General features: G+C 33.9%; 25 protein-coding genes. All 25 read left to right on the forward strand.

The features are described 5' to 3' along the window. The first annotated feature begins 65 nt into the window (after positions 1 to 65). Complete coding sequence (locus tag DI077_RS15885; protein ID WP_109021148.1) at positions 66 to 347, forward strand: type II toxin-antitoxin system RelE/ParE family toxin; 282 nt, start codon at positions 66 to 68, stop codon at positions 345 to 347. 15 nt (positions 348 to 362) lie between these two features. Next, positions 363 to 704 (forward strand): HigA family addiction module antitoxin, encoded by a 342-nt coding sequence (locus tag DI077_RS15890; protein ID WP_109020893.1) that lies wholly within the window; start codon positions 363 to 365, stop codon positions 702 to 704. A 194-nt stretch (positions 705 to 898) separates the two neighbouring features. After that, positions 899 to 1,648, forward strand: a complete 750-nt coding sequence (locus DI077_RS15895; protein ID WP_109020892.1) for a hypothetical protein — start codon at positions 899 to 901, stop codon at positions 1,646 to 1,648. 217 nt (positions 1,649 to 1,865) lie between these two features. Further along, positions 1,866 to 3,248 carry a hypothetical protein gene (locus tag DI077_RS15900; protein WP_109020891.1) on the forward strand — a complete coding sequence of 461 codons (1,383 nt, stop codon included), beginning with the start codon at positions 1,866 to 1,868 and terminating at the stop codon, positions 3,246 to 3,248. A gap of 269 nt (positions 3,249 to 3,517) precedes the next feature. Next, on the forward strand, positions 3,518 to 3,862 hold the full coding sequence (locus DI077_RS15905) for a hypothetical protein (RefSeq protein ID WP_109020890.1): 345 nt from the start codon (positions 3,518 to 3,520) through the stop codon (positions 3,860 to 3,862). After that, positions 3,849 to 4,397, forward strand: a complete 549-nt coding sequence (locus DI077_RS15910; RefSeq protein WP_109020889.1) for a hypothetical protein — start codon at positions 3,849 to 3,851, stop codon at positions 4,395 to 4,397. Before DI077_RS15905 ends, DI077_RS15910 begins: the two co-directional genes overlap by 14 nt. Before the next feature lie 284 nt (positions 4,398 to 4,681). After that, a complete protein-coding gene (locus DI077_RS15915) occupies positions 4,682 to 4,930 on the forward strand; it encodes a DUF6364 family protein (RefSeq protein ID WP_109020888.1) in 249 nt (82 codons plus the stop codon). Next, positions 4,927 to 5,352 (forward strand): type II toxin-antitoxin system VapC family toxin, encoded by a 426-nt coding sequence (locus DI077_RS15920; RefSeq protein WP_109020887.1) that lies wholly within the window; start codon positions 4,927 to 4,929, stop codon positions 5,350 to 5,352. Before DI077_RS15915 ends, DI077_RS15920 begins: the two co-directional genes overlap by 4 nt. Positions 5,353 to 5,566: 214 nt before the next feature. Beyond that, a complete protein-coding gene (locus DI077_RS15925) occupies positions 5,567 to 6,430 on the forward strand; it encodes a PIN domain-containing protein (RefSeq protein WP_109020886.1) in 864 nt (287 codons plus the stop codon). Positions 6,431 to 6,640: 210 nt separating this feature from the next. Further along, positions 6,641 to 7,978, forward strand: coding sequence for a hypothetical protein (locus tag DI077_RS15930; RefSeq protein WP_109022555.1), 1,338 nt, complete (start codon positions 6,641 to 6,643; stop codon positions 7,976 to 7,978). A gap of 215 nt (positions 7,979 to 8,193) precedes the next feature. Then, entirely contained in the window at positions 8,194 to 9,003 is an 810-nt protein-coding gene (locus tag DI077_RS15935) for a DUF5677 domain-containing protein (protein WP_109022554.1), read from the forward strand. A 209-nt stretch (positions 9,004 to 9,212) separates the two neighbouring features. Beyond that, positions 9,213 to 9,965, forward strand: a complete 753-nt coding sequence (locus DI077_RS15940; RefSeq protein ID WP_109022553.1) for a hypothetical protein — start codon at positions 9,213 to 9,215, stop codon at positions 9,963 to 9,965. Between the two features lie 632 nt (positions 9,966 to 10,597). After that, positions 10,598 to 10,963: a hypothetical protein gene (locus DI077_RS15945; RefSeq protein ID WP_109022551.1), complete on the forward strand. Its 366-nt coding sequence runs from the start codon at positions 10,598 to 10,600 to the stop codon at positions 10,961 to 10,963. Further along, a complete protein-coding gene (locus DI077_RS15950; protein ID WP_109022550.1) occupies positions 10,947 to 11,282 on the forward strand; it encodes a helix-turn-helix domain-containing protein in 336 nt (111 codons plus the stop codon). The genes DI077_RS15945 and DI077_RS15950 overlap by 17 nt, the downstream gene beginning before the upstream one ends. A gap of 489 nt (positions 11,283 to 11,771) precedes the next feature. Then, positions 11,772 to 12,032: a type II toxin-antitoxin system HicA family toxin gene (locus DI077_RS15955; RefSeq protein WP_109022549.1), complete on the forward strand. Its 261-nt coding sequence runs from the start codon at positions 11,772 to 11,774 to the stop codon at positions 12,030 to 12,032. Then, positions 12,029 to 12,382 (forward strand): type II toxin-antitoxin system HicB family antitoxin, encoded by a 354-nt coding sequence (locus DI077_RS15960; RefSeq protein ID WP_109022548.1) that lies wholly within the window; start codon positions 12,029 to 12,031, stop codon positions 12,380 to 12,382. The genes DI077_RS15955 and DI077_RS15960 overlap by 4 nt, the downstream gene beginning before the upstream one ends. A gap of 190 nt (positions 12,383 to 12,572) precedes the next feature. Next, positions 12,573 to 13,436, forward strand: a complete 864-nt coding sequence (locus tag DI077_RS15965) for an SH3 domain-containing protein (RefSeq protein WP_109022547.1) — start codon at positions 12,573 to 12,575, stop codon at positions 13,434 to 13,436. A gap of 269 nt (positions 13,437 to 13,705) precedes the next feature. After that, positions 13,706 to 14,038, forward strand: coding sequence for a type II toxin-antitoxin system RelE/ParE family toxin (locus tag DI077_RS15970; RefSeq protein ID WP_109022546.1), 333 nt, complete (start codon positions 13,706 to 13,708; stop codon positions 14,036 to 14,038). Then, entirely contained in the window at positions 14,038 to 14,337 is a 300-nt protein-coding gene (locus DI077_RS15975; RefSeq protein WP_109022556.1) for a helix-turn-helix domain-containing protein, read from the forward strand. The genes DI077_RS15970 and DI077_RS15975 overlap by 1 nt, the downstream gene beginning before the upstream one ends. 266 nt (positions 14,338 to 14,603) lie before the next feature. Continuing rightward, positions 14,604 to 16,190: a hypothetical protein gene (locus DI077_RS15980; RefSeq protein ID WP_109022545.1), complete on the forward strand. Its 1,587-nt coding sequence runs from the start codon at positions 14,604 to 14,606 to the stop codon at positions 16,188 to 16,190. Between the two features lie 239 nt (positions 16,191 to 16,429). Continuing rightward, on the forward strand, positions 16,430 to 16,912 hold the full coding sequence (locus tag DI077_RS15985; protein ID WP_109022544.1) for a hypothetical protein: 483 nt from the start codon (positions 16,430 to 16,432) through the stop codon (positions 16,910 to 16,912). Positions 16,913 to 17,738: 826 nt separating this feature from the next. Further along, entirely contained in the window at positions 17,739 to 17,933 is a 195-nt protein-coding gene (locus DI077_RS15990) for a type II toxin-antitoxin system VapB family antitoxin (RefSeq protein WP_109022543.1), read from the forward strand. Between the two features lie 21 nt (positions 17,934 to 17,954). Beyond that, positions 17,955 to 18,380 carry a type II toxin-antitoxin system VapC family toxin gene (vapC, locus tag DI077_RS15995; protein ID WP_109022542.1) on the forward strand — a complete coding sequence of 142 codons (426 nt, stop codon included), beginning with the start codon at positions 17,955 to 17,957 and terminating at the stop codon, positions 18,378 to 18,380. A gap of 416 nt (positions 18,381 to 18,796) precedes the next feature. Next, a complete protein-coding gene (locus tag DI077_RS16000) occupies positions 18,797 to 19,009 on the forward strand; it encodes an AbrB/MazE/SpoVT family DNA-binding domain-containing protein (protein WP_109022541.1) in 213 nt (70 codons plus the stop codon). After that, positions 19,006 to 19,407, forward strand: coding sequence for a type II toxin-antitoxin system death-on-curing family toxin (locus DI077_RS16005; protein ID WP_109022540.1), 402 nt, complete (start codon positions 19,006 to 19,008; stop codon positions 19,405 to 19,407). The genes DI077_RS16000 and DI077_RS16005 overlap by 4 nt, the downstream gene beginning before the upstream one ends. The last annotated feature ends 239 nt before the right edge of the window (positions 19,408 to 19,646 follow it).

Below are 19,646 nucleotides of genomic sequence, written 5' to 3' on the forward strand. Positions count from 1 at the left end.
CGAAAATCAGTAAAAATTAAAGAAATTAAGTTGACTATGCTTACCGTTTTGGTATGTATTTACTAGTGATCAAATCCTTTGCTGATAAAGAAACGGAAGGGATTTGGAAGGGGAAATTTTCAAAAAAGTTACCTCCGGAAATCCAAAGAAAAGCACAGATCAAGCTTGGAATGATTAATAACATTCTAGACATTAAGGAATTAAAAGTTCCTCCTTCGAATAGACTTCATTTACTTGATGGCGATAGAAAAGGACAATATTCCATTTCTATTAATGACCAATGGAGAATTTGTTTTTCTTTTCAGCAAGGTAATGTTTTCAATGTTGAAATTGTCGATTACCATTAATTTAAAGGAGAGGTTATGAAAAAAAATGTTTTTATTAATGTTCATCCAGGTGAAATTCTCTCTGAAGAGTTCCTCATTCCTCTCAATATTTCGGCTTATAGGCTTGCGAAAGAAACAGGAATACCTGAATCAAATATTTCTGAAATTATTAATGGTAAGAGAAATATTACTGCTGCCATTTCTATTAAATTAGGTAAATTCTTCGAACTCAACCCACACTTTTGGATTGGTTTACAAAATGATTTTGATATCCGATTTGAAGAACATAAACTTAAAGAAGTAATTAAAGATATTAGAACTTATAAAGAGTTTTCTAAAACGAAAGAAAAGATTAAAAAGACTAAATCTGTCGCTTAATTTAATTCTTAAAATGAATTACTGCGTTTAACTACGCCTTACCGCTACGCTGCGGGATTCGTTCCACTCACCCTTGCTCGGCCTTCGGCACATTGGCTATCCGTCACGCTTCTTGCAAAGCAAGAAAACGCGCCGTCTGCCAACGTCGGTAAGGCTAGTTCGTTATGCGCAAAAAGTGCAAAATGATCTACTAAATGAACAAACTTAATGATATATACACTTTCCTAGAGAAACATTTAGATAAGTTATCTGAAGACGGATCAGGTGGAATGATTAGGGAACTGCCAAACTTTGAAATTTCAGCGTATGAATATTTGTATTTTGCGGAACTAAACTTAAATGATTTTTACAGAGTGCAATCCGAAACGCAAAAAACAGAAAGGCTTATCTCATGCATATCAAATTTGAAAAGAGCCATTGAAAATCAAATCGATTCAGTCTTTTATGTATTTAATATATTACCAATATTCCAAAAGCGAAATCTCGGTATAAATAAAAAATTAGAATTTTTTGGTTCATCAGGAATATTTAGATCAAATTCAATCAAAAAATTAATCGCTATTAGAAACAAAATAGAACACGATTATTCTAAACCTGATATTCAGGATCTGGAAATTTCTTATGAGCTGGTTTCAAATTTTATATCAATCCTTAGCAATTTACTTGTTTTTTCAAAAACAATTGATATTTTTTTATGTGAAGAAGATAACGAAGAAAAAGCCTATTCAGACTTAGCGTTTTCTCTGGATTATGATTTCGAAAATACAACATTCAAAATTGAATTAAGAAATGAAAAAGAAAAAAGCGAATCAAAAGAATTTGAAATATCCATTCAAGACTACAACGAATTTTCTAAAATCTTTGAACTCTCTTATCTTTTACATTTAAGATATGCGTTTGCCAGCGACCAGTATATCCTTGAAAGACTTAAGTCGACAATTTAAAAGCACTTTCTGCGTATAACTACGGCTTATCGCTACGCTTCGGGATTCACTACCGTTCACCCTCGCTCGGGCTAAAGCCACATTGGTCTCCGTCACGTTTCTTGCGAAAGCAAGAAAGCGTGCCGACGGTAACGCCTGCTTTGCAGGCTCACCTACGACCAACGTCGATAAGCCTAGGTCGTTATACGCCATTTTATAAATAAAGACGGGATTAGCCATGCAAGAAAACGAAAATCAATCATTAGATTCAAAGTATATTACATTAGAGGCTGAATATTTTTTTTCTAACGGGAAAAAGAATAAACTCATAAACTCAACTGACGAAACTTATAAGATTAAATTAAAGAATGAAGATATAATCTTTGATCTTAAAAAACCATTTTATGTTTCTAAAATTTATCTAGCTGTTGATCACGTCGACAAGGAAAGAATTCGATTGAATTTTTCCGACTCTAGTGGAAAAACTGGAAAGGCAAACTTCATTGCCGACGAATCAGATGAATCTAAGCAAACCTTCCAAATTGGCAGTATAATTACGAGATTCATAATTAAATATGATTCAGGATTCCTTGAATGGGCGAATCCTTTTATACTTGGCGTCTCAGTTCGTGGATTACCACTAGAAGAATTAGAATCCTTTTATCCTGATCTTATTGAAATTAGCAAATCTAGAAAAAATTTAGAAACGAAAATACAAAATGAAGAAGCTAGGATAGCCAAAGAAACTGAAGCCATCGCTGAAGAAAGAAACCAATTTGAAAAAAGTAAAATTCAACTGGAAAAAAGACTAAAAGAGTTGGAGGCATCAATTTTAGAACTCGAAGATCAGAAAAAAAATAACGAGATGGTTACAAAAGAAACAGTCGAGTTATTAAATTTAGAAAAAGAAAAGTTTGAAAATACAAAAAAAGAAAATTCTCAGCTATTAACCACAAAATCGGAACTCGAATCCAACATTCAAACCGGCCAAAATAAACTTGAAGCTTTACAAGAAGAAAACAAAGAATTAGAACAAAAAGTGAGAGAACAAAGAAAAATTTTTGCTTCTTATTCGAATGAATATTCTGAGTTCAATAAACAATCAAATTGGTACATTTTCTTCTATGTTTGCCTTACTATATTCCCAATTACAGTCCTGTCTTTTGTTTTATACAAACTATTTATTGGTTCTATTGATTTAACTACAATCTATCAAAATAACGAAAACATCGATACATGGACAATTTTTATTACCAGACTACCATTCGTCACCGTTGCAGGATTTCTTATACACGGATCATACGTCATTTTTAAGTTGATTGCTTTAAAAATCATGGATATACAAAGCGAAAAGCTATCTCTTTCAAAAATAGCTATAATTGCTCAAGATCAAGTTAACTTAAGTTCTGAAAAATTAAATCTTACCGATGAGCAAATTCAGGATGCAAATATTTACCTTCGCATGGAATTATTTAAAGCATATATGAAAGAAACGATAGGAAAAGACTTTGAGTATAAAACGAGAGATTCAAAAATCCTAGATTCTATTAAAGATCAAATAGTTTTAAAGCTTCTGCCTCAAAAATGGCGAGAAAAATTAGAAATTAGCAAAAATCCATAAAACGGCGTATAACTACGCCTTACCGCTACGCTGCGGGATTTGCTTCGCAAACCCTTGCTCGGGCTAAAGCCACATTGTCCTCCGTCACGTTTCTTGCTTAAGCAAGAAATCGCGCCGACGCTAACGCCTTTTCAAGGCTCAGCTACGGACAACGTCGGTAAGGCTAGTTCGTTATACGTCATCCCCACCTACCTCCCTAAGCTACTTTTTAGTCTATATCAACTATTTTTAAGTTGATAGTTCTGACAGAATCTAAAAGATTTAGCTATATGGTTCTTGATGGTATATTTGGGAATAAAACAGCTTCTAAAGTGCTTTTGCACTTATTTCATTATAATGAAATTCATTCTGCTGCGATTGCAAATGACTATGGAGTTGCTGTTACGCCTATTAGAATGCAATTGGAGCGCTTCGAAAAGGCTAGCATCCTAGTAGCTAAAAATGTGGGAAGAACTAGAGTATTTTCCTTTAATCAAAAATCTCCATTTGTTAAGCCTATTAAAGCAATTTTAGAAATATTTTATAATTCTTTAACTATAGAAGAGAAAGAAAAAATCTTTTCTACTCGAAGAAGGCCGAGAGAAAAAGGTAAACCCATTTATGGAAGAACCTAATTGGTCTGAAGTCAATGAGGAAGGACTTTGGAAATTTGTTGGATGGCATCTTGCAAATAAAGGAATTCAATCTGTTCTAGTCGGTGGCGCGGTCGTTGCCATTTACTCAAAGGGAGCATATCGTTCCGGTGATTTAGATTTAGTCGAACCGCTTCTATCAAGAGCAGCTGATATTAAATCCGCAATGGAAAGCATCGGGTTTCATAAAGTGAATCGCCATTATGTTCATCCAAAATGTAAACATCTATATATTGAATTCGTTTCTGCACCAGTATCAATTGGTGATGATTATAAAATTATTCCTGACGAAAAAGAATTTCAAGGTAAGATTCTTAAAATTCTTTCACCTACTGATTGTATTAAAGACAGATTAGCTTCATACTTACACTTCAAAGCTCGTGAATGTCTGGACCAGGCATTGTTAGTTGCTAAGACTCAGAAGTTTGACTTAGAAAAAGTAAGAGAATGGTGTTTGAATGAAGCCGGCAATGGAAAAGATGTCTTCGACGAATTCGTTAGTTTGTATAAAAGATAACTTCATACTCAGGGACGACGCATAACTACGCCTTACCGCTACGCTGCGGGATTCACTACGTTCACCCTTGCTCGGTCTCCGACACATTGGCTGTCCGTCACGCTTCTCGCTGAGCAAGAAGACGTGCCGTCTGCCAACGTCGGTAAGGCTAGTTCGTTATGCGCAAGAGACAAAATTCATCCGAAATTTTCTGAAAATAATAAGAAAAAATATATTTTCGGAAGAAAGTTAATGTTGACAATTACGTATGCTCTCATTTATTCTATACGTATCGGGCCGATTCTATGAATACAAAACTAACCCTTTCACTCGACGATAAAATAATCAAACAAGCTAAGGAATTTGCTAAGCAAAGAAATAAAAGCTTATCCAAACTCATAGAAGACTATTTAGGAGGAATTTCCTCTAAAATTCCTTCGAATGAGGAGAATATTCCTCCTGTTACTAAAAAATTAGCAGGAATTTTGAAAGGTAAAAAAGATATTAATATTAAAAATGATATTTCTAGTTTTCTTGAGAAAAAGTATAAATGATTCAAAGTGTATATCTCGATTCAGATATCATTATTGATTATTTATATGCCAGAGAACCTTTCTTTCAAGAATCTGTAGAACTGATTTCTCTAATAGAAAAAAAGAAAATTAAAGGCTCTATTTCATCTCTTATTATTTGGAACATTTTCTATATACTTGCAAAGTATACCAATCAAAAAACCGCCAGAGAACTAATTAAAGACTTTAGAACTGTCATAGATATAATTCCAATTGATGAAAAAATAATTGATCAAGGATTGGATTCTTCTATAAAAGATTTTGAAGATTCAATTCAATATTTTGCAGCCAAATCAAAGAAAATAAAATATATCATTACTAGAAATAAAAAAGATTACCCCAATGGCGAAATTAAACCATTAAGTCCCAAAGAATTTTTAACAATTTTTAAAGATTTAAACTAGAAATTACATTAACGTTTGTCTCCAGCGCATAACTACGCCTTACCGCTACGCTGCGGGATTCGTTTCACTCACCCTTGCTCGGTCTGCGACACATTGTCCTCCGTCACGTTTCTTGCTTAGCAAGAAAACGCGCCGACGCTAACGTCTCTCCGAGACTCAGCTACGGACAACGTCGGTAAGGCTAGTTCGTTATGCGAAATAGCTTAAACAAAATATGACATACATCAAAAAAATAGAATCCTGGTTAAGAGAAATCGAAGAACTTCTTTGCAATTTTATTTCAGCAATAAAAATAAAAGAATTTCGAAATGATCCATACTCAGGCGTTACAATTTTAATACACCCTTACTCCTACGATACAGCACTAAGTATCGAGCAACAAAAACTACAAATCTCCATAAAGAGAAAATTTCTTGAATGGAAAGAACATTTCAATTTATTAATTGAAAAAGTTCCTCTTGATTTAAAAAAAGAAGCATTACAATCTATTGAATATATAGAAAATCAAATTGAACTAGATTCAAATTGGCATACAAAGTCTACACCTTCGGGAAACGTAAAAGAAATTAAAAAGCATATAGAGAAAATTTATAACATAATAAAACTATATGACAATATTGAAGCAACTATTCTAATTCCAGATACAAATTCACTTATCATCCAACAAAACTTAGAAACATATAAAACCCTGGCAGGAGAAAAAATAACTATTTTATTGATTCCTACTGTATTCTCAGAGCTTGATAAACTGAAAATAATTCATCGAGATGAAGAATTTAGAAAAAAAGTAAATAAGATAATAAACCAAATTAAAGGGTATAGAACTCAAGGAAATTTAGGCGATGGGGTAACAGTTTCTAAAACGATTACAGTCAAAATAGTTGCGAAGGAGCCCAATTTCAAAAACACTTTATCTTGGTTAGATAAAGAAAACAATGATGATCGAATAATAGCAAGTGTTCTTGAATACCAAATAGAAAATCCTTCCAATAATATTTATTTAATAACTGCCGATATAAATTTACAGAACAAAGCTGAATTGGCTAAAATTCCATTTTTTGAACCGCCAGAACCTTGAGTAAACGCTACTTCGCATAACTACGCCTTACCGCTACGCTGCGGGATTCGCTTTCGCTCACCCTTGCTCGGTCTGCGACACATTGTCCTCCGTCACGTTTCTTGCTTAAGCAAGAAAGCGCGCCGACGCTAACGCCTGAAGGCTCAGCTACGGACAACGTCGGTAAGGCTAGGTCGTTAGCCGCAATATACTTAACTTAAATCTGAATTAATGAAAATATATTATATCAAATTTGACGTAGAAATTAATGACAACAGATTTCCTGATTTGAAAAATGCGCAGGCATTTTGTTGGGTTTCAGAAACGACACCAGAAGCAGCAATCGTTAAGTCTGAATATTTTATCAAAAAGGACGATATAAAAATTAATAGAATAATTCAGTATCCTTATGAAGTTAATCACAACGATTTTGAAGACAAAGATATAGGTACAGAAAATTATCTCAAATGTAAAAAAGAAGGACTATCTATTCTATATTTAGGTATAACGACAACAGTTAAATCACCAACTAAATTTAGCATTGAAAATAAGTATCAAACCCAAAATACACAAGAATTCCTTAAGAAATGGAAAAGACTAAAGCAGAAAGGGAAATGTCTACACTATTCGGCTACTAACAATTGTGATCACACAATAAAATCCCATTCTATACAAAAGAGACAGATGCTTTCATCAATCTCACATAACGGACATGTTTATGCAATTTCTACTGACCTTAGTGATATAAAGAGAAATGCAGGAGCACCGACTTATAAACTAAAGGGGCTTGATCAAGTTTCAACATTCCAAGGTTTTTGCCAAAAACATGATAACGAACTCTTTACTCCAATAGATGACTATCCTCTTCAACCGACAAATGAACAAGTTTTTTTATATTCCTATCGCTCAGTCTGTCGTGAAATATATATGAAAACAAATTCATATGAACTGTGTTTAGAAAGTATCAATAAAGAAGAAAATCCAGCAATAATCGAATTCTTGAAGGCCACTATAGAAGGAACAGAAAAAGGGTTAAATGATTTAAAAAAGCATAAGATGAATTTTGACAAATCGTTAAAAAAGAAAGATTTTTTAGATATAGAATATGTTATATTTTGTTCTGAATCTAAACCTAACCTTGCATTTTCTGGCCTTTGTTATCCATATTACGATTTTCAAGGAAAGCATATTCAAACTCCGTTTGATAAAAACAAAAGATTACAGTTATTATCATTCTGCTCTGCACCAATGGAATCCGGATGGGGGTATATTATAAGTTGGCACAAAAGCAGTTCGGATATTGGTCAACACTATATTAACTCACTTGCTACCGCAACGTATTTAAAGAAAAATATCGGAGATTATCTATTTAGGCAAACATTACAATTCGAAAATCTAGCATTTTCCCCTATTTGGTGGGAGGCTTTAGAACAGGAAAAAAAAGATCAAATAATTAACTATGTCTATAATAATTTAAGTTCATTTTCTGATATCAGTCCAGATCATCTTTCTAGTGGACCAGACGGGATTTGCAAATGGAACTTTTCATATGTCAAATCAAACTACTAATATTTAAAAAGTATACTGCGGCTAACTACGCCTTACCGCTACGCTGCGGGATTCGCTCCGCTCACCCTTGCTCGGGCTGAAGCCACATTGGCTATCCGTCACGCTTCATGCTAAGCAAGAAGGCGCGCCGTCTGCCAACGTCGGTAAGGCTAGTTCGTTAGCCGAAAGCACAAAATATTTTTCTTACCAATAACCGACATATTGTAAAATTAAAAATGCTAGACTACGAAAACTTAGACAAAAATTATAATGAAACTTTTCGAACACTTCTAATAATCTTCACTAAAGTATTAGGTCTGAAAAATATTACATCTTACGATTGGAATATTGAAACTAATGAAACAATTAGAAATGGGTTAATACAAGATTTTTATAGTAGATTTGCAGTAATATCTAGATTAATAAAAGCAACAGACAAGAATGAAAATAAAATTCAGGAAACTATCTCATCAATCCATACTTTAAATAGATCATTACTGGAAATATTATTAACTTATAAATATATTTTCACTGAATCAGAAAATTCCATTGAGCTTGAAAATTTGAGATGTAAATTATATATCCGAGATGGTTTGCAAACACGGCAAGGCTTTCCGACATGGCAGCCAGAAATCCAAAGCAAAAAAGAACTAGAAAAGAATGAGATAAAGTTAATGGAAGATCAAATTGAAAACCATTTGCAAAACTTAGGAATTTCAGAGAAAAAAGAAAATTTATTTAAACGATGGAAACCGAATTATTCCGATTTGGTAAATAATTCGAATTTTGGTGAATATTGGAAGGCGACTATTTATAAATATTTATCTGGACATAGCCATTCTCTATTTTCTGGATTAATACAATCTATTGAGAATAATAGACAAAATAACGGTGATTTTTTAATTATTAATGTCGCTGTTTATAGTCATGTAATATCATCCGTTTTTATCAATGACCTTATAACTAAACAAAACAAAATAATGATTAATTTAGAAGAAAATGAAGAAGAATTACTATTATTTTTCTTGAAACTAGCCCAACGTTAAGTTGTGCCATCGGCTAACTACGCCTTACCGCTACGCTGCGGGATTCGCTTTTGCTCACCCTTGCTCGGTCTCCGACACATTGTCCTTCTGTCACTCGCTTGCAATGCGCAAGCTACGTGCCAGTCCCTAACGTCTCTTTGAGACTCAGGGTCGGACAACGTCGGTAAGGCTAGTTCGTTAGCCGAAATAGCAAAATTAATTCAAGAAATATGATTTACGAAATAAAAAATTGTCCGTTTTGTTTTAACGCATTAATATTTAGTAATGATTTAGAAAACAATCAAATTGCTGAATGTTTACAGTGTAGAAAAAAATATCCAATTATTGAAGACACTAAGTATGCGGAAGCTTGGACAGGAAATTCAACATTTATACATTTTTCAGAAAAAGAAGAATATAAAATTTATTACACTGAAAATCTGACTATCGATATGTTGGAATCAGCATTTAATGATTTAGAAAAGCTAGATCCGAAAGAAAGAAGACCTTATAAGTTAATACCAATATTGAAATTAATTCATGATAGCCTAAAAGAACGATTTCGAGAAAAGATTGCGTATCATAGCTTTTCAAAACTTCCAAATAAAGAAAAGCAAACTGTAGCTCTTGACCCTCCAGGGAAAAATTTAAATATTGAAAAAATAATTTATGAAATTTTGCCTTCGGCATTTTCACATCTTTCTGAAAAGACTAAGCAACTCATTTTAGCATCACAGTTAGATATAAAACAAATACGTTTTATCCGTAATAAATCTGAACATTTAATTTTAAATAAATGGACGATTCCATCGTTTGTCCATACAGAACTTAATAAACTTCCGTCAGAATACTCAAGCATTCCTTTCAACCATCAATGGGTAAAAAAAATGATGAACACGAGTTCTAAAATTCTAGAGTCATTTTTACTCGATTTTGGATATGAACAAAAAAATTTATCTGTTTTCAAAAAATATCAAATCTAATTATTTAGAGAAAATATAGAAATTTTGGCTTTAGGTCAGGTGTAACTAGCCTGAGATTAGAAGAATTAAATTTCTGGATAAAATGTTTCGTTTATTTCATGACCTTGATCTTAATTGATAGATTGCTTAAAAGTATGTCGAACAACATGAAGAATTCCTCTGCAACGATTGCGAAGGTAAGGAGAAAAGTTATGAAACAGAAAAACAACGATTTCGTTCAATGGTGCATCTCGGTTTTAAACACAGTTTGGGCCATGGGAATCAGCATTTTAGCCGGGATACTTCTGACCTAAATCCAAAATTAATACCGTTGCTACTTCGGCTAACTACGCCTTATCGCTACGCTGCGGGATTCGCAAGCTCACCCTTGCTCGGGCTAAAGCCACATTGGTCTCCGTCACGTTTCTTGCTTAGCAAGAAAACGCGCCGACGGTAACGCCTGCATTGCAGGCTCACCTACGACCAACGTCGATAAGGCTAGTTCGTTAGCCGAAAGTTCGGGGAAGACGCCGCTTCCGTGCGGCGATTAAAAGAAAAGATTTATAACCCATTAGTTTTCGTTACATAAAACATATAAAAGTAGATAAAAATTCGATTTGACAATACCCTATTCAGTAGGGATAATTGGTTTATTGAAAAGATTATTCATTCATTTTCAAGATTTTGATCAATTTTGGAAACATGCAAAGCTTAGAGATGAAGAACTTCTTGAGTTTCAATCTTATCTTCTCGAAAATCCTAAATCTGGTGTTGTCATTCCCGGTTCAAATGGATTAAGAAAGATTAGGTGGAAAAAGAAAGGCACTGGGAAGAGTTCAGGGATCAGAGTTTTCTATTTAGATTTAGAAGAATTTGGTACTACTTTCCTTATCTCTTTAATCGAAAAGAATGATCAGGAAAACTTATCTAAAGCTCAATTGAAGATACTTTCTCAATTAGTTCAAACTTTAAAAGATAATATGAAGAAAGGGAGAGTCACAAATGGTAAAACAAAGTAACGATAAATTATTCAATAGCCTTGTTAAAGGATTAAATGATGCCATTGATTACTCTAATGGGAAGAATGTTCATGGCGTTCAAGCTAAAATCGTTTCTATTCCAAAACTACCTACTTTTAAAGGAAAAGAAATTAAAAGCATCAGAAATAAATTACATTTAACTCAGACTATATTTGCTCAAACTCTTGGTGTTTCCGAGAAAACTATTGAAGCTTGGGAATCGGGAAGAAATATTCCACAAGGCCCTGCTCAAAGAATGTTATTCGTTCTTAAAAATAATTCAAATGCACTCGACGTCCTAGGTGTTAAATACGGTTAGTTAAGATTGCGACGTCCTTGTCGCAGATCCCGAACCATCGGCTAACTACGCCTTACCGCTACGCTGCGGGATTCGCTTCGCTCACCCTTGCTCGGGCTGAAGCCACATTGTCCTCCGTCACGTTTCTTGCTTAGCAAGAAATCGTGCCGACGCTAACGTCCCTTTGGGACTCAGCTACGGACAACGTCGGTAAGGCTAGTTCGTTAGCCGAAATGTGGCAACTTGATAGAAGAAATGGAAATTAACCTGTACGAATTTAGTAAGAATAAAAAGCATCACTGATCCGCAAACTGGACAATCATTCAATGTGATAATGTGACGAATTAAGGCCCTTTTCCCAAAAAGGAAGAACGAAAATGGGAAACTGCATCGAAAAAAACGCAAATTAATATTCCATTTCAGGATTTCATATCACTTCTTCTGAAAAAATAAATCTTTGCAACTAAATAATAGTTGCAAAGTGATGCAAAATTTGTATAATTTCCATAAGTGTCAAAAATTGATAAGCTAATTGCAAGGTTTAAGGCTAAACCAAAAGATTTTACTTATGATGAGCTGAGAAAATTACTAGGGGCATTAGATTATCTAGAAGACAATTCTGGAAAGTCTTCGGGGTCTAGGGTCGCATGGGTTCATTCAAAAACTAAGCACATAATAAGACTCCACAAGCCGCATCCTCAAAACATCCTTAAGGCTTACCAGGTTGCACAAATTTTAGACGAATTAATCGCGGAAGGTTATATCCAATGAAAGACATTATCGAATACAAAGGTTTCCTAGGATCTCTACATTTTGATTCGGATGATGAGATTTTTTTTGGGAAGATTGAAGGCATTGAAGATCTCATTTCTTTTGAAGGCCAGTCTGTTAAAGAAATCAAAAAAGCATTTACCGAGTCCGTTAATGATTACCTGGAATTATGCAAGAAAGCAAAAAAAAGTCCTGAAAAATCTTTCAAAGGATCATTCAATGTTAGAATTTCTACCGATTTACATAGACGTGTTTATCGCAAATCTTTAATTGAAGGGATTTCGCTTAATCAATTAGTTCAACGCGCTTTGGAAAAAGAAATAGATACTAGAGCGCCACACTTCAGCTAACTACGCCTTACCGCTACGCTGCGGGATTCGCTACCGCTCACCCTTGCTCGGTCTGCGACACATTGTCCTCCGTCACGTTTCTTGCTTAAGCAAGAAAACGCGCCGACGCTAACGTCTCTACGAGACTCAGCTACGGACAACGTCGGTAAGGCTAGTTCGTTATGCGTAATGAGATAAAGTAAGAAACAAAATGAAAAAAACAAACATCATGTATATATTATTACTTTTAGGATTTGTTCAAAGCCTAAAAAGTCAAAATGTTTATATATTTGGAGAAAATGTCAATCTTCGCGAAAATGCAGATGAAAAATCAAAAAGTTTTAAAAAAATTAGCGGAAAAGTCAACGCTACCCTTTTAGGAAACTTTGAAAATAATAACTCAGATTACAGAATTTGGTCAAAGATTCGTTTAGAAGATAATTTGGAAGGCTATGTCTATTCTGATTTTATTTACGATTCATCAATAAATACACCTCAAATAAATACAATATACCCAGAAATTGAATTCAAATATTCTGATAACAATATAATTTTAATTAATAAAGTAAATAAAGCTGAAATTGAAACGCTATCCACTACGAAAAAAATTAAATATTTAAATCGCACCGATCAAATAAATCAATATTTATTAATAACATATAGCATTACTGATTATGAATATCTTGGGTTTATTTATGATCTTAGTAAAAAGAAAATCGTATTCGAGCTACCAGAGAACACAATTGATTTAATGACTTGCGGACTTCAATCGATATCTCCCCATAATTTATTTCTAATTTTAGATACCGGAACATCGCAAAATCGACAGAAATATATAATTGAAATTTCGACATGGAAATTTTTCACATTAAATAACATTCATTCTAACCTTGAGTGGGTCGCCCCAAAAACCTTTGTCTATTTTGAAACTCCCAAAAAAAATGAAACAAAGTTGCCCATTCGGAAAGTGGATAAAAATAATGATAAACTGCAATATGTTCTTCAAGAAAAAAGAATTTGGAATAATGGAAGGATTTTCAGAACAACAAAAACTAGATACGTCTTTGAGGAGTAATTAACTCAATTATAATCTCACTACGCATAACTACGGCTTATCGCTACGCTTCGGGATTCACTATCGTTCACCCTCGCTCGGGCTAAAGCCACATTCCTCTCCGTCACGTCTCTTGCATACGCAACAGTCGCGCCGACGCTAACGCCTTTCTTTAAAAGGCTCAGCTACGAGGAACGTCGATAAGCCTAGTTCGTTAAGCGAAATGACTGAAAACCTTTTATTAATTTTAAGATTTGACAAAAGTATATCAGATTTGATATACTTACAATATGGCTTATAAAATTCAGCTTTTAGAACCTGCTGAAGAATTTCTTACTAATTTAGAAAGTAAGTTAAAAGCTAAATCTTTTAGAACTATCGAATTATTAAGAGATTTTGGACCTGAATTAAGAGAACCTTTTTCCAAAAAAATTCAGAGCATTAATGATTTATTTGAATTAAGGGTTAAACAAGGATCCAATATTTGCAGATTCTTTTACTTTTTCGAAAGGGATAAAATTGTTATCATTACATCTGGGTATGTTAAGAAAGATCAAAAGACAAATAAAGATCAGTTAACAAAAGCGCAGAAGTTAATGAATTCTTTTAAGGGAGAAAAATGATGAAACTTAAAACTAAAGATTTTGATTCTCTTTTAAAAAAAGAATTAAAAAATAAAGTGTTTAAAAGTGAATATGAGGCTCTTACAAATGAATTTACTCTGGCAAAAGAAATTATTAAATTAAGAAAAAAAAGAAATTTAACACAAAAGGATTTAGCAGAAAGAATTGGAACTTCTCAACCTGCAATTGCTAGAATAGAATCAGGTAATTACAAGAATCTTTCTCTTTCATTTATTAATAGATTAGCTAAAGCACTAGATGCTGAGCCAATAATTCATTTAAAAAGCAAAAGTGCTTAATCTCATCAGCCACTTCGCTTAACTACGCCTTACCGCTACACTGCGGGATTCACTTCGTTCACCCTTGCTCGGCCTTCGGCACATTGTCCTCCGTCACGTTTCTTGCCTAAGCAAGAAAGCGTGCCGACGCTAACGCCTTCACAGAAGGCTCAGCTACGGACAACGTCGGTAAGGCTAGGTCGTTATCTGCCATGCCAAAATTTAATATTTGAATCAAATTTCGGTTAATATATAATTATGGCATGTAAAGCGCTTTTATAAATTATATGGTCAATATAAAGTTTGTCGATCCAGGCAAATACAAAGCTTCAATCACTGGAGTTTTCACGAATTTGCTTCTGTGGGATAAGGAATATCTTTGGTTAAGTCTAGCCCAAAGTTTGACGAATCATTTTAAAGGAAAGCTCCTATATGATCCTATCGTAAATATAGACTCTCTATCAAAGTTAATAAGGTTTCTAGAAAGGCTGCCTAGTTTTGGTTTTATTATACCTTCAACTAAGCAAAGAACCGAATTACTTAAACGTATCAATTCTCTAGATCAAAGATATGAACTTAAGGATAAGAACAACACTGTTGATTCCTATCTTCTCCAACTTTACTTTCGACAATGGGAGTTCAGCGGTACCAATCAAAAATATAAAATTATTATTACTTCACAAGCATTTTCACCAATCAGTAAAATCGCAAACGCTAATGAAAATGCAGAGAAATGTTTAAGGAAGAAATACAACACCTCATACTTGCAATATGAAGCGTATATGTTTATGCTCTATACTTTCTTCTTCTCAAATGGTGGATTTGGAAATTTCGGGGGACACCTACAAAGTGCAAAAAATAAATCTGAACAAATCGCTTTTTCGAATTTCCTAGATCTAATTTCAGTTACCAAAGGAAATTTACGAAAAAAAAGCAAAAAGGAGAAGTATAATGTCAGAAAACCATTCTACATAAATTTATCGTTATTGCAAGATTTTCCAATAATCAATGCAAAAGAAAATCACTTCATCTGTCCATCAATATCATACCTGTTAAATCGCTTTGCTAAAGGAACCTATCACGATATAAATGAATTTTATTTAGAGAACAATGAAGGTACAAAAGAGAAAGAGGAGTTCTCCCGCCAATATGGGCTAGTTCTTGAAAAAATTTCCTCTAAATTTTTAAGTGATAACAAAGGTAAACATCGAGTTTCTGAAGAATTCATCTTTGATAGCAAAAAAAAACTCAAATCCGCAGATTTGCATCTTTATTATAATGGGAATATCGGAATTATACAAATTAAAAATAAAAGGTTAACTCTCAAATCCCTGTCTGGAGATATTAATGCTTATCAAGTAGATTTCCAAAAAGGGATTATGCGTGGCATTGAACAATCCACTAAACTTCTAAATAATCAATTATATATAGAAGAACTAAAAAATAGACTGAATGTAGACAGGTTTACTAAGATTTACTATATAAATATTAATCCGGAAGAATACGTGGTAGACCATTTATTTCAATATAACAAAATCTCTTTAAATTATATAAAAGAAAATTTAAAAAACCCTGAATTCATAGGGATACCCTACTTTGTAATAAACCTAAGTCTTGAAACCTTTTTTATGTTAATAGAAATTACAAATGAGAATTCTATATCCTTCAATGTAATTTTAGATCAATATTTATCATACAGAAATAAGTTAGAATTGAAATACGATGTAGCAACCGATGGTATTCCAAAAAATTTTGAAGAATTTATCCGCGATAACCCTTATTTTAAAAAAACTCAATTTATATATTCAGACAATATATATAAATCGATTATAGAAAACACTGAAGAAGAAATTCAGAAAAGATTCAATTTTTGATGATAGTTTTTTACAATCACTCGGCACGGCAGATAACTACGCCTTACCGCTACGCTGCGGGATTCGCTTTCGCTCACCCTTGCTCGGTCTTCGACACATTGTCCTCCGTCACGTTTCTTGCTTAAGCAAGAAAACGCGCCGACGCTAACGCCTGCATCGCAGGCTCAGCTACGGACAACGTCGGTAAGGCTAGTTCGTTATGCGCAATGTGGCCAACAAACTAGTATTTTCAATCATATATGGATCTTTTCACCCCTGTAATCCCAAAAGAATCATGGCATCCTTATTTTAAAAATATTCAGGATAAGCCGAATGGCTTTACTTGTGATGTTCTGGTAGATTGGGCAAAAGGATTTGTAGACCGAGATAACAAATTCGTTAAAGAATTTCAATCAACTTTCAATTCTTCTTTTTGGGAACTATATCTATTTGCTTTATTTAAATCTATGTCTTTCAATATCGATTTTAGCAAAGACAGACCTGATTTTGTTATTACCGCTCCAATACCATTTTTAGTTGAAGCTACCGTCGCACTTAATGCACAAAACAAGCCTCCCGAACATTTAAGAATAAATTTTTCTCCCCCAGATGATTTAAATAAATTTAATAATGACCAAATCATTCGTGTAGCTAATAGCATACATTCTAAAATAAAAAAATATAGAGAGTCATATCACAAACTAAATCATGTAAAAAACCTCCCCCTTTGTCATTGCTATTAATACATTTGATGCGCCTTATAGTTTCTTAGGATCTTTTCGAGCAGTAGAAGCATTTTTATATAAGTATTACGTAGACGAACAAGCCTACATAAAGCATGGAGGTGCTCTTGGAGGGGTTAATTTATCCAAAGCATATAAAGATAATAATAGTTCAGTAGAACTCGGTATATTTTCTGATCCTTCGTATTCTGAAGTAAGTGCAATAATCTTCAATTCCTGTGCAACAATGGGAAAAGTGAGAGCTCTCTCAAGAGATCCAAATTCTAATCTTATATTTCAAGCACTTAGGTTCAACCCCAATGCACATAAACCATATTCCATCAAAGAGAAAAAAGCGATTATAATGAGACTCTCATAGATGGATTGAGAGTATATCATAATCCTTATGCAATACATCCTCTAGATCCAGATGTTTTTAGAAAGGACGATGTTGTTCAAATATCAGGATGTCATGAGAATAAACTATTTGGCGAGCAACCGGAAGGTCACCTACTGTTCAGAGAAGTTACATTATTTCCTGAAGATTAAGCCACTTAGAAACCACACTGCGCATAACTACGGCTTATCGCTACGCTTCGGGATTCACTATTGTTCACCCTCGCTCGGGCTAAAGCCACATTGGTCTCCGTCACGTTTCTTGCTTAGCAAGAAAGCGTGCCGACGGTAACGCCTGCATTTGCAGGCTCACCTACGACCAACGTCGATAAGCCTAGTTCGTTAGTCGCAATAGCGTGAAATCTCAGTTTTAAATCAAAAAAAAATGAGAAAATATTTAGCAATAATTTGATTGACTTACACAAGCCATTGTGTAAGAATTAAAGTAATTATGGCCACTAATCTAAACATCGACTCAAAATTACTTGATGAAGCATACTCAATAAGTGGCTTAAAAACCAAAAGGGAAACTGTAAACACAGCGCTTATTGAGTTTATCAAGAAACATAAACAGAAAGAAATTATAAAGTTTTTTAATACAATTGAATACGACCCAAAAGCCGATTATAAAAAACTTCGAGGGTAATAACGATCTAATTTCAAAGTAATGAATTTACTTATTGATACTTCTGTTTGGTCAGAAGCACTTAGACGCAAAAACAAATCCGTTAATTCCGAGGACACTTTCCTTTTTCAAATAATTAAAAATGAAGAAGAAATTTTCTTAACTGGGATTATCCTACAAGAAATATTAACGGGTATCAAAAATCAGAAACTCTTTGATGAAATCAATGATCATCTTCGGTTCTTTAATTTTATAAATCCTACAAACAAGGATCATATTCTTGCTGCACAATTAAGAAATGATTTAGCAAAAAAAGGAATAACTGTTGCTTCAATTGATGTCTTAATTGCTCAAATGGCCATTTCAAACAATTTAACTCTTGCGACTTATGATTCTGATTTCGAAAAAATTGCTGCAAATTCAAAATTAAGAATCTTAAACTTCAACCAGTATTACATTAAGAAATAAATCACGCAACTGCGACTAACTACGCCTTACCGCTACGCTGCGGGATTCACTACGTTCACCCTTGCTCGGGCTATGCCACATTGTCCTCCGTCACGTTTCTTGCTTAGCAAGAAAGCGTGCCGACGCTAACGCCTCCCCGGAGGCTCAGCTACGGACAACGTCGGTAAGGCTAGTTCGTTATACGCAATAGCCCAAATTTTTTGAATCAAATGCAGTATTGATTAATTTAAATAGATTAGGCATTTACGAAAAAAGAAGATTCATTTACAATTCTTCAAATTTTGAAAAGGGGTCGGGATTTTGCTAATTTACATTTAAATACGTAATCGTTATTTTTTTTGAAATCTTGGATAAACTGAATATTTTGGTTGCCATCAATAAAATCATGTTATTACATTGTGGTAACAGGTACAAAAATGTTAAAAAAACTCGTTCAACACGGAAATAGTTCGGCTCTAGTAATTGAAAAACCTATACTAGAACTACTAAATATTGATCTAAATACAACTCTTGAAGTCACTACTGATGGTAAGTCTCTAATCATTAAACCGGCGAATAAAAGTATTTTAAAATCATTGGACAAAATTAATAAAAACCATTCTAAAACATTGAAAAAACTTTCTCAATGAATCAAAATGAAATCATCTTTCTTAGTTTAGAAGATATTTTAATTATTCATTCTAACCAAATTGAGTTATATGGTGGCTCAGCAGAAATTAGAGACCTGGGCTTGCTTCAGTCCGCAATTAGCCAACCATTGGCATCATTTGATGGAGTCAATTTTCACGATTCCATTTTTGATAAGGCCGCAGCCTACCTTTTCCATATTTGTAAAAACCATCCGTTCATTGATGGTAACAAACGCGTAGCTCTTGCCACTTCATTAGTTTTTCTCGATTTAAATGGATTCGAAGTTTTGGATCCTAATGAAATTCTCTATGACCTAGTTATAGCAGTTGCTGAAGGAAATATAAAAATAGAAGAAGTGAGTGAGAAGTTAAAGCTATTAGCACAATTTTCTCTCTGAACGATCAGGGCTACTGCGTATAACTACGCCTTACCGCTACGCTACGGGATTCGCTATCGCTCACCCTTGCTCGGGCTAAAGCCACATTGTCCTCCGTCACGTTTCTTGCGAAAGCAAGAAAACGCGCCGACGCTAACGCCTCCACAGAGGCTCAGCTACGGACAACGTCGGTAAGGCTAGTTCGTTATGCGTAATGCTTGAAAATTTAATCATTAAACAAAAGAAAAATATAAAGTTAG

It is taken from the genome of Leptospira kobayashii, from assembly GCF_003114835.2.
GTDB classification, from domain to species: Bacteria; Spirochaetota; Leptospiria; order Leptospirales; family Leptospiraceae; genus Leptospira_A; species Leptospira_A kobayashii.

Coding starts and splice junctions, on each gene's coding strand:
- DI077_RS15890 (WP_109020893.1), top strand. CDS start 363: ATGAAAAAAAATGTTTTTATTAATGTTCATCCAGGTGAAATTCTCTCT.
- DI077_RS15895 (WP_109020892.1), top strand. CDS start 899: ATGAACAAACTTAATGATATATACACTTTCCTAGAGAAACATTTAGAT.
- DI077_RS15900 (WP_109020891.1), top strand. CDS start 1,866: ATGCAAGAAAACGAAAATCAATCATTAGATTCAAAGTATATTACATTA.
- DI077_RS15905 (WP_109020890.1), top strand. CDS start 3,518: ATGGTTCTTGATGGTATATTTGGGAATAAAACAGCTTCTAAAGTGCTT.
- DI077_RS15910 (WP_109020889.1), top strand. CDS start 3,849: ATGGAAGAACCTAATTGGTCTGAAGTCAATGAGGAAGGACTTTGGAAA.
- DI077_RS15915 (WP_109020888.1), top strand. CDS start 4,682: ATGAATACAAAACTAACCCTTTCACTCGACGATAAAATAATCAAACAA.
- DI077_RS15920 (WP_109020887.1), top strand. CDS start 4,927: ATGATTCAAAGTGTATATCTCGATTCAGATATCATTATTGATTATTTA.
- DI077_RS15925 (WP_109020886.1), top strand. CDS start 5,567: ATGACATACATCAAAAAAATAGAATCCTGGTTAAGAGAAATCGAAGAA.
- DI077_RS15930 (WP_109022555.1), top strand. CDS start 6,641: ATGAAAATATATTATATCAAATTTGACGTAGAAATTAATGACAACAGA.
- DI077_RS15935 (WP_109022554.1), top strand. CDS start 8,194: ATGCTAGACTACGAAAACTTAGACAAAAATTATAATGAAACTTTTCGA.
- DI077_RS15940 (WP_109022553.1), top strand. CDS start 9,213: ATGATTTACGAAATAAAAAATTGTCCGTTTTGTTTTAACGCATTAATA.
- DI077_RS15950 (WP_109022550.1), top strand. CDS start 10,947: ATGGTAAAACAAAGTAACGATAAATTATTCAATAGCCTTGTTAAAGGA.
- DI077_RS15960 (WP_109022548.1), top strand. CDS start 12,029: ATGAAAGACATTATCGAATACAAAGGTTTCCTAGGATCTCTACATTTT.
- DI077_RS15965 (WP_109022547.1), top strand. CDS start 12,573: ATGAAAAAAACAAACATCATGTATATATTATTACTTTTAGGATTTGTT.
- DI077_RS15970 (WP_109022546.1), top strand. CDS start 13,706: ATGGCTTATAAAATTCAGCTTTTAGAACCTGCTGAAGAATTTCTTACT.
- DI077_RS15975 (WP_109022556.1), top strand. CDS start 14,038: ATGAAACTTAAAACTAAAGATTTTGATTCTCTTTTAAAAAAAGAATTA.
- DI077_RS15980 (WP_109022545.1), top strand. CDS start 14,604: ATGGTCAATATAAAGTTTGTCGATCCAGGCAAATACAAAGCTTCAATC.
- DI077_RS15985 (WP_109022544.1), top strand. CDS start 16,430: ATGGATCTTTTCACCCCTGTAATCCCAAAAGAATCATGGCATCCTTAT.
- DI077_RS15990 (WP_109022543.1), top strand. CDS start 17,739: ATGGCCACTAATCTAAACATCGACTCAAAATTACTTGATGAAGCATAC.
- vapC (WP_109022542.1), top strand. CDS start 17,955: ATGAATTTACTTATTGATACTTCTGTTTGGTCAGAAGCACTTAGACGC.
- DI077_RS16000 (WP_109022541.1), top strand. CDS start 18,797: ATGTTAAAAAAACTCGTTCAACACGGAAATAGTTCGGCTCTAGTAATT.
- DI077_RS16005 (WP_109022540.1), top strand. CDS start 19,006: ATGAATCAAAATGAAATCATCTTTCTTAGTTTAGAAGATATTTTAATT.